This window comes from Rhizobium sp. No.120, assembly GCF_054558365.1.
Genome location: NZ_BAAJNQ010000019.1, coordinates 14,539 through 28,370, shown reverse-complemented (window position 1 = coordinate 28,370; position 13,832 = coordinate 14,539). Strand labels below are relative to the sequence as shown.

Here is a 13,832-nt window from a genome sequence, read left to right as displayed (position 1 = left end):
CCTCCCAAGACTACATTACAGAATAATCTAATTTAGTAATGCTTCAATATAAAAATTCGCGGATGACTTGCATAATGCTAAACGAAATTAATCTCGGGCAGCCGCAAGTGCGCTATTTCACGACAAAGTTGCTAGTTTCTATAGAGGAAGCGAGGCCTATTCTGGCAAGAATTCAGGAACGTTCTTCCCAGACCTTGGTCAACTCAACGAGCGTCTTGACGGCTTTTTCCATGTCCTGCCGGCTCACCCACTCCAGTGGTGAATGAAAGGCATGACCGCCGGCAAAGATATTGGCGCAAGGCAGGCCCATGAAGGAGAGCCTGGAACCATCCGTCCCACCCCGAATGCTGCCTCGCACCGGCGTCATGCCTGCACGACGGATTGCTTCGACAGCGTTTTCGACGATTTCCGGATGGCGATCGAGGATCACCTTCATGTTGCGGTACTGATGTCTGACCGTGAACTTATGCGAGGAGCCGGGATAGGCGGCCATGACCTCCTTGACGATCGTCTCCAGCATAGCCTCCTTGTCGCGCAGGCCGGCTTCCTCGAAATCGCGGATGATGAAGCCGAGCGAAGCCTTCTCCATCGAGCCGCTGATCCCCGTCGGATGGATAAAACCGTCGCGCCCATCCGTCGTTTCGGGCGCGAGATCCTTCGGAAGCCTGTCGATGATCGCGCCGGCAATCTTGATGGCATTTTCCATTTTGCTTTTAGCGAAGCCCGGATGAATGGCGACTCCCTGGATGACGATCTCGACGCTATCGGCGGAAAAAGTCTCGTCCTCTATGTGACCCGCCGTTTCGCCATCGACCGTATAGGCGAATTGTGCTCCCAACCTCTTCAGATCGACCTTGTCGACACCGCGCCCGATCTCTTCGTCAGTCGTGAACAACAGCTTGATGGTGCCATGGCGGATATCGGGATTGTCGACGAGATATTGGGCGGCGGCGACAATTTCAGCGAGACCGGCCTTATCGTCGGCGCCAAGAAGTGTTGTGCCATCCGAGGTGATGATGTCGTGGCCGATCTGATCTTGCAGGGCAGGGTGCTCGTCAACGCGAATGACCTGCTGAGGATCGCCGCTGAGGCGGATATCTCCGCCGGCGTAGTTCCGAAGGATTTGCGGCTTGACATTCGTGCCGGTGAAATCAGGCGCCGTATCCATATGAGAGCAGAAGCAGATGACGGGAACCGGCTTGTCCACATTCGATGGAATGGTGGCATAGACATAGCCATGCTCGTCCAGATGGGCATCGGTAAGGCCGATCGCCAGCAATTCGTCAACCAGAATGCGGCCGAGATTCTTCTGCTTCGCCGTGGAAGGCTGCGTGACCGAAGACGGGTCCGATTGCGTATCGACGACAACATAACGAAGAAAACGATCGGTGACGGTATCGGTCATGAATCTGGCTCCGAAGAATCTCAGGGTTTTACATAGCTATAGCGCTACGCGAGTGCATGGATAAACCGATTTCGCGCTGAAGGCGTTGATATTCGAAGCGGGCTGCGCTCGCGCCGCGATAGAAAAGGCCGCTCCAGCGCCAGGCAGGAGCGGCCATATTCAATGGTCAAGACTTTAAACGAAATACTCAATCGACCGACGTCAGCGTGACCGACGTGCCGGTAGCCGCAACGTTCAAGCCGAGCTGACCCGTAACGCTCACGGTTTGAAGATGGATGGAGCCGGCGGTGCCACCGACAAGGATGTTCGTGCCCACGCCGGCACCGACAGTGGCTTCAACGGTAGCGCCCTGGTAAAGGCCGCTCAGAGAACCGCGATGGTAGCCGGCTGTTGGCGCGAAGACGAGCCAAATGAGCCGGCTGCGGGTCGTAAAGCCGAGATCGACGCCCATCTTCCGGATCGCGCCGGTATAATGATCGACACGACGCGAATGCCCGACTGTCGAATGGAAGGTGCAATCCATTTCCTTGGCGGAGCCAAGGACATAGCCGACGCCGCCGCCGATATCGCATTCGAGATAGCCGATTTTCACGCCGTTGCGGTCATCCGGCTCCTCGCTATAGGTCGCCGGCATATCGGCTGCGCGCGCTAAGGCGGTGCCCGCAACGATCAACGATGCTGCTGAAAACGCCATGGTCAGAATTTTTCTCATCTGTTTTCTCCTTGTCAGAGTATTATGGGTGGCAGGCACCCTCGTAGTCGGGCCAATAGAATCAACCCTCATTTAACGTTCGTACGCCCAGAACGATCCCAAAATTAAGGCGGCTACCGTCATGATCCACCTCACAATATAGGGAGATCTATATACTGGGACACCCCTCTGCCATTTCACGTTTTGCTACCGACTGAATCGCGCCGTACCGAATCGATGGTCTCTCGGACCAAAAGTTCATCCCGCCTGCGTCTCCGCGTCCTGTGGCAGTTTGTCTTTTGCCGCGAACGCGAAGACGTCAACGGGTTCGCCGAGACCTTTCAGAGGAAAGGACCCCAGGCTTTCCATATCGCGTCGGCAGCCGGCCATATCGACGAAGGCTTTGGAAAGCAGCACCGGGCGCTTCACCTGTTTTGTCAGCGATTCAAGCCGTGAGGCGATATTGACGGCGGGACCGATGACCGTGAAGTCAAGGCGGGTGCGCGAGCCGATATTGCCATACATCACGTCGCCGACATGCACCCCGACGCCGTAGCGCAGCACTTCGCGCCCCTGCGCGTGGTTTTCCTCATTCAGAGCGGCAATGGCCGCCTGCGCCTCGGTGATGGCAACGAGAAGATTGTGGCAGGCGTTCGGATCGCTCAACGGGAAAATGGCCAACAGTCCGTCACCCATGAATTTGAGGATCTCGCCGCCATGCTTCTCGATGGGTTCGACCATCGCGTCGAAATAACCGTTCAGCAATTCGATGACATCGTCGCGCGGCCACATGTCCGAGATGGTGGTGAAGTCGCGCAGATCGCAGATGAGGATCGCGGCCCCAACTGTGGTGCCGCTGCCGCGCGTCGTGGCGCCGGCCAGTATCTTTTCGCTGGCATGCGGCCCGACATAGGTCCGCAGCAGCGTGCGGGCCATGATGTTCTTCAACCGGATTTCGGTCACCATCGTCAGAGCGGGCAGCAGGTCTTTCAGAAAGGTGATGTGCTCGTCGGTGAAGCCGCCGGGCGCGTCCGAGGCAAAGGTTACGATGTGACGCTTGCCGAGCGTGTGATAGATAGGCCAGGCGATATAGTCGGTCAGCCCTTCCGCATACATTTCCTTATAGAGCGGATAGTTCAGTTCCGCCTTCTCGCAGATCTCGAGATTTTTCCGCACTTCGGTCGCGCCGTTGAAGATCTCGTTGATCGGGCTTGCCAGAAATTGCGGCGTATTCTCGACCCCATAACTGAAGGTGGCGATATCGGCCTCCTTCATACCGGTGCGCCAAAGAATTCTCGCGCCCAGCCATTGTGGATGCAGCGTTCGAAAGTGCATCGTCGCTCTTGCGATCGGAACTCCGATTGCCCGCATTTTTTCGCAAAGTTCCACGAGAATATTATCGATGAACCGCTGGTCGCGGACATCATTCATAAGCCAATCGAGGATTTTGCTTTGTTTTGTCGGCCAGTTGCCCTGGTCGTCCTGGGTGGAGGCGGCAACGGCCTCAATGGAAGATTGCATGTTCTATACCCCACAGGTTCCGTCATCCGTCCTGGATCGTGAGCGCTATTCGATCCGAATAGAACTATACGCGTCTCGCCAGTGACCGGGAACGGCAATCACTTTTAATTCGCGACTTCGTAAATTATGCGCCGGGTATGGCAGAAGAGCCCTGAATCGGCCATAGGCTTCATATGGTTCCGCAACTTCCGCAGTGCAATATTCGGTCAAAGAGGTAAGGCATTGAGAGCATATCTGGCAGGTCCGGAAGTTTTCCTTCCAAACGCAAGGGAAATCCTCGATCGCAAGATCGCGATGGCACGCAGCTACGGCTTCACGCCCGTTTCTCCAGGAGACTTGGTCGTGCCGGAAACCGAGACACGCCGCCAGCGTGGCCTTGCTATCAGCGCCATCAATGAAAAACTGATGACAAGCGCCGATCTCATCATCGCCAATCTGACGCCGTTTCGTGGCATAGCGGCCGATATCGGTACCGCCTTCGAACTCGGCTTCATGTGCGCCCGCGGCTGCCCGGCTTTTGCCTTTTCCAACTGCACCGATAACCATTTCGAGCGCGTGAGCAAGCTCTATGGGGGCGACGTTCATCTCGGTGAGGATGGGCGCCACCGCGGTCCCGATGGCATGGCGCTGGAAAACTTCGACATGGCCGACAATCTGATGCTCGACGGCGGCATTGCGGCACGCGGCGGTGTCATTGTCACGCGCCAGGTCGCGCCGGAGCAGCTCTTTCTCGATCTGACAGCCTTCGAGGAATGCCTGAGCCTGGCGGCAGAGCAATTGCTGAAACAGACTGCCAGCGCATAATAGGTTCAGCTATCGATGCGCGCTCGAGCTTCACCATGTTCCGAGCGCTGCATCGATCGCCCGCGCTCGTATGGGAAGCTGGTCATACGCTGCAATATCCGGTTCGGCAAAGGCGCTGAGGCCGAGCGATGCGAGGATATTGCTCCCTTCCGGATCTCGATGTGCCGCGAGAAGATTGGTGCGTAGCGCATTGACAACATTAGGCGATTGCTGACGCGAAGCCACCAGCAAAGGGAAGGGGGCGGGTTTCGTGGTGGCGATGATACGCAATGGCGCGATCATGTCCGGCTCGTGCAATGCCAGAAGCTGATAGGCATAAGCGTCAATGGCACCCACATCGACAGCGCCCGAACGAATGGCGTCGATCACGCCGCGCGGATTGAGGAGCGAGCCGACGGTTTGAGCTGCTGAAGGCCTGTTCGGAAGCATGGCAAAGAATTCACGCGGAGCATTATAGCCGGACTGCGAGTCCCACACCGTCCAGCCCCAGCGCGCGCCTGCAAGATCAGCTTCTGTAAGCTGTTTATCGCGCGCGGCGACGATATGGCTCGCATAGACTGGCTGGCCGTTTGCCCAGTCCGCCAGAGAAACCGGCGCGGCCAACGGCTGCGGACGCTCCATTGGCGATAGCTGAGAGAACGGAAAGCCGCACATGAAGACGGCGCCCATATCCGGACGCGCCCAAAGTTCGGACAAAGGTGCCGGGGCGGCATGGGCAATGACTTCCAGTTCGACGCCCGATCGGTCGGCAAGCCAATGAAAGAGCTGATCCCAGAGAGCAGATATTCCTGGGCTGAGATTATACATTCGCGAGCAAGCGATAGCACTGGAAGTCGTCATGGCACGTCACGCAAACCGAAGTCGCTGGCCAATATTCATGCTTTTCGCCTTTTCAACCATCGCCGCGCCGAGTGCGACGTCGGTGGTGCTGAGGCCGCGATGCCAGAAGAGGATGGTCTCGTCATCGCTTTCACGGCCCGGCTTGGCGCCGGAGACGATCTGGCCGATTTCGGCATGCAGCGTCTCCGCCGTCACCTTGCCTTCGTCGACATGCCGGCGAAGGGCACCGAAGGGGCGCCCTGGTCCGCATTGTCCCCAATCATCGACGACGACCTTGTCCATGATGTCGGTCAGGTCGAATTCGAGCGCGCTCATCGTGCCGTAGGGTACGACGAAGGCGCCTTTCTTGACCCAGGCGGTCTTGAAAAGCGGCGTCGGCTCCGGCAGCCGGCTCGCCTCGATCATAACATCGGCGCCTTTCAGGCAATCTTCCCAATTGTCCGTCACGATGATCTTCTTGCCGAGATCTTTCTCCAGTCGGGCGGCAAAGGCGTCGCGGCTTTCCGGACGGCGCGAATGTACGCGGATTTCGTCAAAATCGAAGAGGTGGTCGAGCAATCGCACATTCCAGTATGAAGTGCCGCGCGCGCCGATATGGCCTAGGATCTTGCTGTCCTTGCGGGCGAGATACCTCGCGCCGATAGCGGTGACCGCACCGGTGCGCATGTCGGTAATAGCAGTCGCGTCGATAATGGCCTTCGGTACGCCGGTGCGCGGATCGAACAGATTGAGAACTGCCAGCTCCGAGGGCAGGCCCTGTTTGTAGTTATCGACGAAATCGCCGACGACCTTGACGCCGGCATAGTCGAGCGGCTTCACATAGCCGCGCAGCACGTTGAAATGCCCCTTATCGGAACTCTCGGGTATGAGATGAACACGAGGCTCGATGACCGTCTCGCCGCGCCCCTGCGCATCGAGCGCCTTGGTCACGGCGTCGAGTATTTCGTCGTTGGAAAGGGCCAGCGCCTTGGCGTCGATGGCATTCAGATAGTCGATCCAGATTTCCTGCATTACCGTTCTCCAGGCATGTCACCGGCCGTGCCGGTCTATCGAATGATGAAGGCCGGATGGCCGGCCCGCGAAAAGTGAGGCAACGGGCGTGGACCACCTTGCCGCCATATCGATCAGGAAGCCATGTCCATCATGTCGGCGTTCTCAATGAACTCCGACAGCCTCTGAAAATCTGGTCCCTGCGCACGATCTTCCTCCAGTGGCGGAACCAGTTCGCGCACCTTGCGATAGGCGTGCTGCGTTCCGTCGCCGAGCTCGCCCGCCACACCGCGCAGCTCAACGGCCTGGGCGGACGCGACAAGCTCGATTGCCACGAGATAACGCATGCGCTCGATCATCGCCTCGATCTTCGTGAGGACACTCGGCGCCATCGACGCCTGATCCTCGACACCATCCGCGACCGGGATCGGCGCGAGCGACACCGGATTGGCCAGATGGCGTATCTCGGCTTCGAGCGCCGAAACCGTTTTCTGCACGGTGGCAAAACCCGTTCTGCTCTGCCCAAGCGGTGTCAGGAACCGCGGCAGCTCCGACATGCCCGGAGACATGATTTTCATCGTTCTATAGGCAATCGCTGCTGCGCAATGGGCGATTGCCTGGCCGAGCCGCTCCCATGCGAGAACGAAGGCCGTCATGTCGAAATTGCCATGCGAAAGAATAAGTCCTTCCTCGGTCAGCACGACGGGATTGTCACCGGAACTGGCAAGCTCGATCTCGGTTGCGGCGCGCGCTTCGCCGATCGCGTGAAACAGGGCACCCCAGACCTGCGGGGCACAGCGATAGCTCAACGGATCTTGGAGGCGCCGTGCCGCACCGCCCGTCAGAAGAGAACTTCCGGAAAGCAGCTCGCGAAGCCTTGCCGCCGTTTCAAGCTGGCCGAACGCCGGTCTTGCCGCTAGCGCCCGGTCATCAAAAGCCGAGACGTTGGCGCGGAATGCCTCGAAGTTCAACGCGGCGGCTGCAAGCGACCAATCGAACAAGCGTTCGATATCCTCGATGCACAGGCATGCCTTGCCAACCGACAGGCTGTTGGCGACCACGAGGACGTGGCCATCCTTCGGTGCGATCGGCAAAGGTGTCAGGCCCGCCTTCGATAAGGCATCCAGCGCGGGCATAACCTTGCCATCGAGTTCCGCCTCGCCGTCGCCCAACAAGGCCCGTGCCATATGCGCCAGAGGCGCAAGATCGGCTGCGCCGATCGAGCCGAGCGACGGCACCATTGGATGAAAGCCGGAATTCAGCGCGGCAACGAGGCCGGTGAAAACCGGGAGCGATACGCCGGAGCCGCCGGCCGCCATTCCGGCGACGCGGGCGGCCATCATCGCTCTCACGGCTGCGCGGGGAAGCGCTGGTCCGATCCCTACGGCACGAGCCTGTGGCACTCGCAATTGGAAGGCGATGAGATCGTCCGTGGCTAGGCGTGTATCAACCCCGGCGCCGAGCGCCGTCGTCAAACCATAAACAGGCTGGTCCGCCGCCAAATAGCGTTCGACCACGGCACGTGCAGCATTGATTTTGTCTTCGACACCCTGCGAAATCTCGATCCTGGCATCGCGCCGCGCGATTGCGGTAATATCGCTCACCGTTGGGGGCGTCCCGGTGAAAGATACGATATTATCCGTCTTGCTCATTCCCGCTTGCCTCCAAGACGCGCGCTCGGTTTCCCGCAACCGTCGTCAGAACGTCTTCCGGTCGATATCGGTCGTCAGAATAGGTAGATATCACCCATAGCACGAGATACGGCCGGCGATAGTCATATCGATTGAAGAACACCGCTATCTCATTGTGCGGCAATAATTGGTAAAGTTCCGGCGGCCATCCAAGAGCTTGACGCAAACAAGGAGATAGCGGCGGCACCATCGCTATTCTCCTTGTCTTAAAAGGCTGTGGCCCGGTGACCGGTCAGCCGCCGATCATAAGCCGCACGATCTCTTCGTGGTTGGTCTCGGCGATATTGCGCTCGCCTGCCACGATGCCGCGACGCAGAACGACGATGCGGTCGGAGACCGCAAAAATGTCCTGCAGATTGTGCGAAATGAAGATGACGCCGCGCCCTTGCGCCTTCAGCGACTTGATGAGGGCCACGACCTTGCGCTGTTCGGGCACGCCGAGCGCCGCGGTCGGCTCATCCATGACAAGGATGCGGGCATTCCAGTAAACAGCGCGTCCGATCGCAACCGCCTGGCGCTGGCCGCCGGAGAAATTGCTGACGGGTGCGTCGAGCCGCTTCACATGAAAGTCCAGCTCCGCCATCGTCTTGCGCGCCGCTTCCGCCATTGCCTTCCGGTCAAGCACCGGCAGGAAACCAAAGAGCTTTTTCATTGGCTCGCGGCCGAGAAAGATATTGGCGCCGATCGTCAGATTGTCGGCCAGAGCCAGATCCTGATAGATTGTCTCGATGCCTTTCTCGCGCGCATCCTGCGGCGAGGAGAAGGTGACAGGCTTACCTTCGATCAGGATTTCGCCCGCCGTCGGCGGATAGACGCCGGAGATCGCTTTGATCATCGTCGTCTTGCCCGCACCATTATCGCCCGCAAGCGCCACGACTTCCCCGGGCCGAACAACCATGGAGCAATTGTCAAGCGCACGCACCGCGCCGAAATAACGCGAGAGATTGCGGACCTCGAGGACGGGAGTTGCGCTATTCATCCTGTTTTGCTCCGCTGAATCGGCGCTGTGCCTGGTCGATGAGCACCGAAATGATGATGACGATGCCGACGGCGATGAACTGCCAGAACGGTTCCACGTTCATGAAGACGAGACCGTATTGGATGACGGCGATGACGAGAGCGCCGGCAACGGTGCCGATGATCGTGCCGGAACCGCCGAACAGGCTCGCACCACCGATGACGACGGCAGCCACGCTGTCGAGCAGCAGGGGTTCGCCCGCTTGGGCGGCGCCTGCGGTAAAGCGGGCTGCGTAGAGCGCACCGCCCAAACCTGCGCAGACGGCCGAGAGAATATAGAGCCGCAGGAGATGAGACTTGATGTCGATGCCGGCGCGGCGCGCGGCCTGGGCATTGGCGCCTATGGCATAATTATGCTGGCCGAATCGGGTCTGGCTCAGCAGGTAATGCATGATCACCACGAAGACCAGCGTGACGATGACGAGATAAGGTACACCGTAGAACCGCCCGTTGCCGAGCTCGGCGAAATAGGAATTCTTGACGGGCACGGTGGTGCCGCCGGCAATCAGAAAGGCCGTGCCGCGCGCAACGCCGAACATGCCAAGCGTGCCGATGAATGGCGGAACCTTGAGACGCGAGATCAGGAGACCGTTGATGAAGCCGGGGACCGCGGCGGCCAGCATGGCAACGAGAATGCCGAATACCATCGCTATCGGCAGCGGCATGTAGAGCCCGGCAATATTGGCGACATGCGCCGCGACGACGGCGGCAAGTCCCATGATGAAACCGGTCGACAGATCGATGCCGCCGGAAATGATGACGAAGGTCTGTCCGATCGCCAGCAGCAGCGGCGCCACGGCGAAGATCGCGACGGATTGCCAGTTGAAGCTCGAACCGACGAACGTGCCGCCGAAATCGATCCGCGCCCATATTTCGAAGGTCACGATAAGAGCGGCAAGAAAGAGCCATGCACGCAATTGCGCGATGCGGTTTAGAATGGTTTTTGCCTGATCGCCATGGTCTGCCTGCGGTGCCACGTGATGATCCGCCTTGCGGACCTCTGCATTGTCGATTGTCATGGACTGGTCCAAACTGAAGCGTTGAAGGCGCGAAGATCACGGCGCCGTTCGCTCTATCATCGTTGGATGATGTGCCTCGCCGATCGGCGAGGCACAGATCAGCTCCGGATCAATCGGAGTAGATGAACTTCGCGACGTTCTTGTCCGTCACGTTCGATTTGTCGATGACCGTGAAGCCGGTGCCAATCGCTGTCGGGATCGAATTACCGGTCAGGTGCGCGTAGGCTGCCATCACACCAAAATAGCCGATTTCGGCCGGATGCTGCGCGATTGCCAGATCGACCAGGCCGGAGTTGATGTTGTCGACGATAGACGTCGGCGCATCGAATGCGACCACGCGGATCTTGCCTGTCTGGCCGGCCTGCTGCACGCCGTTGGCGGCACCGAGGGCGGAGAACAGATTGGCTCCGAAGACGCCGTCGAGATCGGAGTTGCGGGCAAAGACCGCCTGCAGCTGTGATGCTGCCTTGTTGGCGTCGTCGTCGTTATACTGCGTCTCCAGAACAGTGATGTTCGGATATTTCTTCATTTCCTCCTTGAAGCCCTGCTCGCGCTGATCGGTGGTCGAGATGCCGGGCTTGACGTTAGAAACATAGACCTTGCCCTTTTCGCCAACGGCTTTTGCCAGTGCGCGTGCGGCAATCGCACCGCCTAGCAGGTTGTCGGAAGCGATGTAGGACAGAGGAAAATCGGCATCCCCCTTGCCGGTCTGATAGACACCGGTGCCGATGAAGGTATCGACTGTAATGACCGGGATGCCTGCATCATTGGCCTTTTTCAGCGGCTGAATCAGCTGATCCTTATCGGTCGGGGCGATGAGAATTGCGTCTGGCTTCTTGGCGATCACCGCATCAAGAACCGGAACCTGCGTCACCGGGTTGAAATCGGGGCCGCCCTGGAACACCAGCGTGGCACCGACGGCCTTGGCTGCGGCCTCGGCGCCCTTGCGCATGGTGATGTAGAATGCATCGGTCGTCAGACCCGGAATAAGGGCAATCGTAAATTTCTTATCTGCAGCTTTGGTGGTGCCGGCTACAGCCGCAACACCGGTCGCGAGCGATGCCACGGCCGAAGCCTTCAGAAATGAGCGGCGCTCCATGATTTTCCTCCTCTTGAAGCCGAACCTCCCCTGTCCGGCAACGCGATAATCAGTGGGTTACGGCAGCACGTCAAGTAATTTTTTTCTGCAAAGAATTTCTTATATCCAATTGATATAATTCAGAAATTAGACCGCAACCGCAACGTGATTATCCGTCCACAGACATTGCGTCGCACGACGTTCGACATTATTCGGAATATATCGTGGCCATCCAGACGGCGACGGACATTATTCGCGGCCGAATACCCGCCAGATCCAAGCCAGGATCGCGTCCATATCCGGTTCTTTGGTCTGATCGACAGACATGACCGCGCCGCAGCCCATAGGCTCGGCCCGATCCGCCAGCGCTATCAGTTCCGCCACATATTCGGCGCCCGGATGCCCCGGCAGTCGCTCCTTCAGCCGGGTGGTATAGCGCTCGCCTGCGACCGATCCCGGCACCTTGCACCATAGCTCCGCGATATGCGCGACCTTCGCAGTATCGATATAGTTTTCGAGCTGCGGCTTCGGCTGGAAGCCGAACCAGGCATCGATGATAAAGGTCGAATTGGCTGGTGCTTCGGCAATGATCGACCAGATCGCCTGATAGCTCGCCTTTCCCAAAGTCCGGTTGAAGTTGCGGTCGACAGGGCCGATATGCTGCAGAAACGGATTTTTGATGTCGTCGAGAGACAGGATCGGCCAACCGGTTCGCTTAGACAAAGCCTTGGCAAGGCGGCTTTTGCCGGAGGCCGGCACGCCATTGACCAGGACGACCCGCTTTCCTTGCGGCGGAGGCTCTGCCACCAAAATCGCCAGACCCGCACCAATTACGCCGGCATCGTCAGCAAGTTTGGCCGGCAATATTGCGGGGCAGAACCATGGCGCTGCCGCTGGCAGGTCTGCAAGTGCACGTGCGGCGTCGCAGCCAAGCCCTCCGCCAAGCAGTATGACTTCAGGATCCATCGTCGCCGCGATATTGTCGAGCGCCGCACGTAACGGGACTGCCCATTCACGCAAGATGCGCATTGCCGCTTCATTTCCCTCCGCTGCCATGCTGAAGACTTCCCCGATCGTCACGACAGACAATCCCGCTTCCGCGATGTGGCGGCGTAGCGCAGTTCCCGAACTGAAGGTTTCGACACAGCCGCGTCTCCCGCAGGGGCAGGGCGGGCCATCCTGCGATACACAAATATGGCCGAGTTGTCCGGCGGCCTTGTGTCCGTGATAGATGCGCCCGGCATGGGCGACAGCGCCGCCGATGCCTGTCCCGATCGTTAGCATGGCGACGTTTTGATAGCCTTTGGCCCCGCCGATACGCATTTCGGCGATCAGCGCCATGCTGCAATCATTCTCGATGACGACAGGCTTTCCGAGAGCCGCCTCAATCCGGTGCACGAAGTCTAAGCCAGAGAGATTAAGAATGCCGCCGGAGAGGATTTCACGGCTGGCGATATCGACCCGTCCGGGTATGCCGACACCGATCCCCAGGACTCCGGGAGCATCGAGCGCACGCGCCATCGCTATGACGCGCTCCAATGCAAGCATGGGATCGGTCGGGGTTCGTTCCGACAGCTTGGCAAGAATTTCGCCCTGGGCAGAGACGAGGGCAGCGCGAATATTCGTGCCGCCAATATCGACGCCGATGGCGGTATCAGCCATTGGCGCGTTGCCTTTGATAAGCTCCGTGCGAGCCTGTGCCTTTGAAGTGTCTCGCTATGACGGCCTGGATTTCACGAAGCCTTGGCACTGCGATCGTCTCCAATCGATCCTTCGTTACCGAGCGGTCGAGCGAGATACAGTCCTTCCAGAGCGATCGGCCTGCGATCACGCCAGAAGCGCCGTTGCGCATGGCATCCTCGACCTGAGTGACGAAGGTTGCATGGTCGACGCCGGCCGAGAGCACCGCCCAAGGCACGTCGCCTGCAAGGCATGTGACTTCGGCACAGGCTTCCGACGAGCCCGGATAGGGGATTTTCAAGACCTTCGCGCCGAGATCGAGGCAGATCTTGCTGCCGCCGACGATCAGAGAGGGCAGCTTCGCCTTGTAGTCGACCTCCTCTTCGTCATCGAATTTGTAGCTCAGGAATTCGACGACAAGCAGAAGATCCTCACGCGCAAAATCTTCGATGCACTGCTTCAGGATCTGGACGTTGTGCACATTGGCCGCATCCCGATCCGAGCGCAGATAGACCATGATCTTGCCGCCCGTTGCTCCCAACTGGCGCACGCGGCGCGCGGAGATGCCGGGAACCAGCTTCGACAGACGATAGCCCTCCGGCGATGTATCCCAGCCGGAAGCATCGAGGCCGATCAGCAGTGCGGTATCGCGCCGAAGGACATGCTCATCGACCAGCGCCGGCACAGCACAGATCGGATCGACGAGAACACAGGACGCCTTGCTTGCCAGGAAGCGGGCAATATCGGCCTTCGTGTCACCCAAAACCTTGTCGGAGATTGCCGCCTGCTCGGCGGGATCCTTGGCCAGAAGGCTGCGCATGCCGCCGCGCTGGTCGCAGGCAATTACCATCATCGCACCGTCGCTACCACAAATTTGTTGGTAGCCACGCATCTCCGCCGTCGTCAATTTCGTCATTTGATCCTTCCTCCGACCGTTGCAACAACGGCACCCGTCCGAGCACGCCTTCACCACTCCTCGAAGAGAGGCATGCTCCTGAAATTGAGGGCTCCAACGCGCGGCATAAACATTGCGAAACCGGCTATTTTGAGCGATAACTCCCTCAAGTGCCGTATATGTAACACATTGCAGAAAGGA

12 protein-coding genes are annotated in these 13,832 nt (G+C 58.8%); 1 reads left to right on the top strand and 11 read right to left on the bottom strand.

What is annotated here, in order from left to right:
• Positions 1 to 172: 172 nt before the first annotated feature.
• The 3 genes from pepT to ACYJRZ_RS29185 all read right to left on the bottom strand — a co-directional run bounded on the left by pepT (position 173) and on the right by ACYJRZ_RS29185 (position 3,617).
• Positions 173 to 1,405 (bottom strand): peptidase T, encoded by a 1,233-nt coding sequence (gene pepT, locus ACYJRZ_RS29195; protein WP_459464640.1) that lies wholly within the window; start codon positions 1,403 to 1,405, stop codon positions 173 to 175.
• Positions 1,406 to 1,592: 187 nt separating this feature from the next.
• A complete protein-coding gene (locus ACYJRZ_RS29190; RefSeq protein WP_459464638.1) occupies positions 1,593 to 2,117 on the bottom strand; it encodes a DUF992 domain-containing protein in 525 nt (174 codons plus the stop codon).
• A gap of 237 nt (positions 2,118 to 2,354) precedes the next feature.
• Positions 2,355 to 3,617 carry an adenylate/guanylate cyclase domain-containing protein gene (locus tag ACYJRZ_RS29185; protein WP_459464636.1) on the bottom strand — a complete coding sequence of 421 codons (1,263 nt, stop codon included), beginning with the start codon at positions 3,615 to 3,617 and terminating at the stop codon, positions 2,355 to 2,357.
• 222 nt (positions 3,618 to 3,839) lie between these two features.
• On the opposite strand from ACYJRZ_RS29185, the gene ACYJRZ_RS29180 reads away from it, so the two are divergent.
• Entirely contained in the window at positions 3,840 to 4,421 is a 582-nt protein-coding gene (locus ACYJRZ_RS29180) for a nucleoside 2-deoxyribosyltransferase (RefSeq protein ID WP_459464634.1), read from the top strand.
• A 30-nt stretch (positions 4,422 to 4,451) separates the two neighbouring features.
• Here the strand turns inward: ACYJRZ_RS29180 and ACYJRZ_RS29175 are convergent, their stop codons facing one another.
• The 8 genes from ACYJRZ_RS29175 to ACYJRZ_RS29140 all read right to left on the bottom strand — a co-directional run bounded on the left by ACYJRZ_RS29175 (position 4,452) and on the right by ACYJRZ_RS29140 (position 13,652).
• Positions 4,452 to 5,261, bottom strand: coding sequence for a phosphate/phosphite/phosphonate ABC transporter substrate-binding protein (locus ACYJRZ_RS29175; protein ID WP_459464632.1), 810 nt, complete (start codon positions 5,259 to 5,261; stop codon positions 4,452 to 4,454).
• Positions 5,262 to 5,267: 6 nt separating this feature from the next.
• The gene (locus tag ACYJRZ_RS29170; protein WP_459464630.1) at positions 5,268 to 6,272 is read right to left on the bottom strand and encodes an ornithine cyclodeaminase family protein; all 1,005 of its coding nucleotides are present in this window, start codon (positions 6,270 to 6,272) and stop codon (positions 5,268 to 5,270) included.
• 113 nt (positions 6,273 to 6,385) lie between these two features.
• Positions 6,386 to 7,903: an HAL/PAL/TAL family ammonia-lyase gene (locus ACYJRZ_RS29165; RefSeq protein ID WP_459464628.1), complete on the bottom strand. Its 1,518-nt coding sequence runs from the start codon at positions 7,901 to 7,903 to the stop codon at positions 6,386 to 6,388.
• Positions 7,904 to 8,174: 271 nt separating this feature from the next.
• Positions 8,175 to 8,921, bottom strand: a complete 747-nt coding sequence (locus ACYJRZ_RS29160; protein ID WP_459464626.1) for an ATP-binding cassette domain-containing protein — start codon at positions 8,919 to 8,921, stop codon at positions 8,175 to 8,177.
• Positions 8,914 to 9,978 carry an ABC transporter permease subunit gene (locus tag ACYJRZ_RS29155; protein ID WP_459464624.1) on the bottom strand — a complete coding sequence of 355 codons (1,065 nt, stop codon included), beginning with the start codon at positions 9,976 to 9,978 and terminating at the stop codon, positions 8,914 to 8,916. The genes ACYJRZ_RS29160 and ACYJRZ_RS29155 overlap by 8 nt, the downstream gene beginning before the upstream one ends.
• 109 nt (positions 9,979 to 10,087) lie before the next feature.
• Complete coding sequence (locus tag ACYJRZ_RS29150) at positions 10,088 to 11,077, bottom strand: substrate-binding domain-containing protein (protein WP_459464622.1); 990 nt, start codon at positions 11,075 to 11,077, stop codon at positions 10,088 to 10,090.
• A 228-nt stretch (positions 11,078 to 11,305) separates the two neighbouring features.
• The gene (locus ACYJRZ_RS29145) at positions 11,306 to 12,718 is read right to left on the bottom strand and encodes an ROK family protein (protein WP_459464620.1); all 1,413 of its coding nucleotides are present in this window, start codon (positions 12,716 to 12,718) and stop codon (positions 11,306 to 11,308) included.
• The gene (locus ACYJRZ_RS29140) at positions 12,711 to 13,652 is read right to left on the bottom strand and encodes a tagatose-bisphosphate aldolase (protein WP_459464619.1); all 942 of its coding nucleotides are present in this window, start codon (positions 13,650 to 13,652) and stop codon (positions 12,711 to 12,713) included. The genes ACYJRZ_RS29145 and ACYJRZ_RS29140 overlap by 8 nt, the downstream gene beginning before the upstream one ends.
• Between the last annotated feature and the right edge of the window lie 180 nt (positions 13,653 to 13,832).

Bases quoted from the DNA above. Each gene is read 5' to 3' on its own strand.
- pepT (WP_459464640.1), bottom strand. From the start codon at position 1,405: ATGACCGATACCGTCACCGATCGTTTTCTTCGTTATGTTGTCGTCGAT.
- ACYJRZ_RS29190 (WP_459464638.1), bottom strand. From the start codon at position 2,117: ATGAGAAAAATTCTGACCATGGCGTTTTCAGCAGCATCGTTGATCGTT.
- ACYJRZ_RS29185 (WP_459464636.1), bottom strand. From the start codon at position 3,617: ATGCAATCTTCCATTGAGGCCGTTGCCGCCTCCACCCAGGACGACCAG.
- ACYJRZ_RS29175 (WP_459464632.1), bottom strand. From the start codon at position 5,261: ATGACGACTTCCAGTGCTATCGCTTGCTCGCGAATGTATAATCTCAGC.
- ACYJRZ_RS29170 (WP_459464630.1), bottom strand. From the start codon at position 6,272: ATGCAGGAAATCTGGATCGACTATCTGAATGCCATCGACGCCAAGGCG.
- ACYJRZ_RS29165 (WP_459464628.1), bottom strand. From the start codon at position 7,903: ATGAGCAAGACGGATAATATCGTATCTTTCACCGGGACGCCCCCAACG.
- ACYJRZ_RS29160 (WP_459464626.1), bottom strand. From the start codon at position 8,921: ATGAATAGCGCAACTCCCGTCCTCGAGGTCCGCAATCTCTCGCGTTAT.
- ACYJRZ_RS29155 (WP_459464624.1), bottom strand. From the start codon at position 9,978: ATGACAATCGACAATGCAGAGGTCCGCAAGGCGGATCATCACGTGGCA.
- ACYJRZ_RS29150 (WP_459464622.1), bottom strand. From the start codon at position 11,077: ATGGAGCGCCGCTCATTTCTGAAGGCTTCGGCCGTGGCATCGCTCGCG.
- ACYJRZ_RS29145 (WP_459464620.1), bottom strand. From the start codon at position 12,718: ATGGCTGATACCGCCATCGGCGTCGATATTGGCGGCACGAATATTCGC.
- ACYJRZ_RS29140 (WP_459464619.1), bottom strand. From the start codon at position 13,652: ATGACGAAATTGACGACGGCGGAGATGCGTGGCTACCAACAAATTTGT.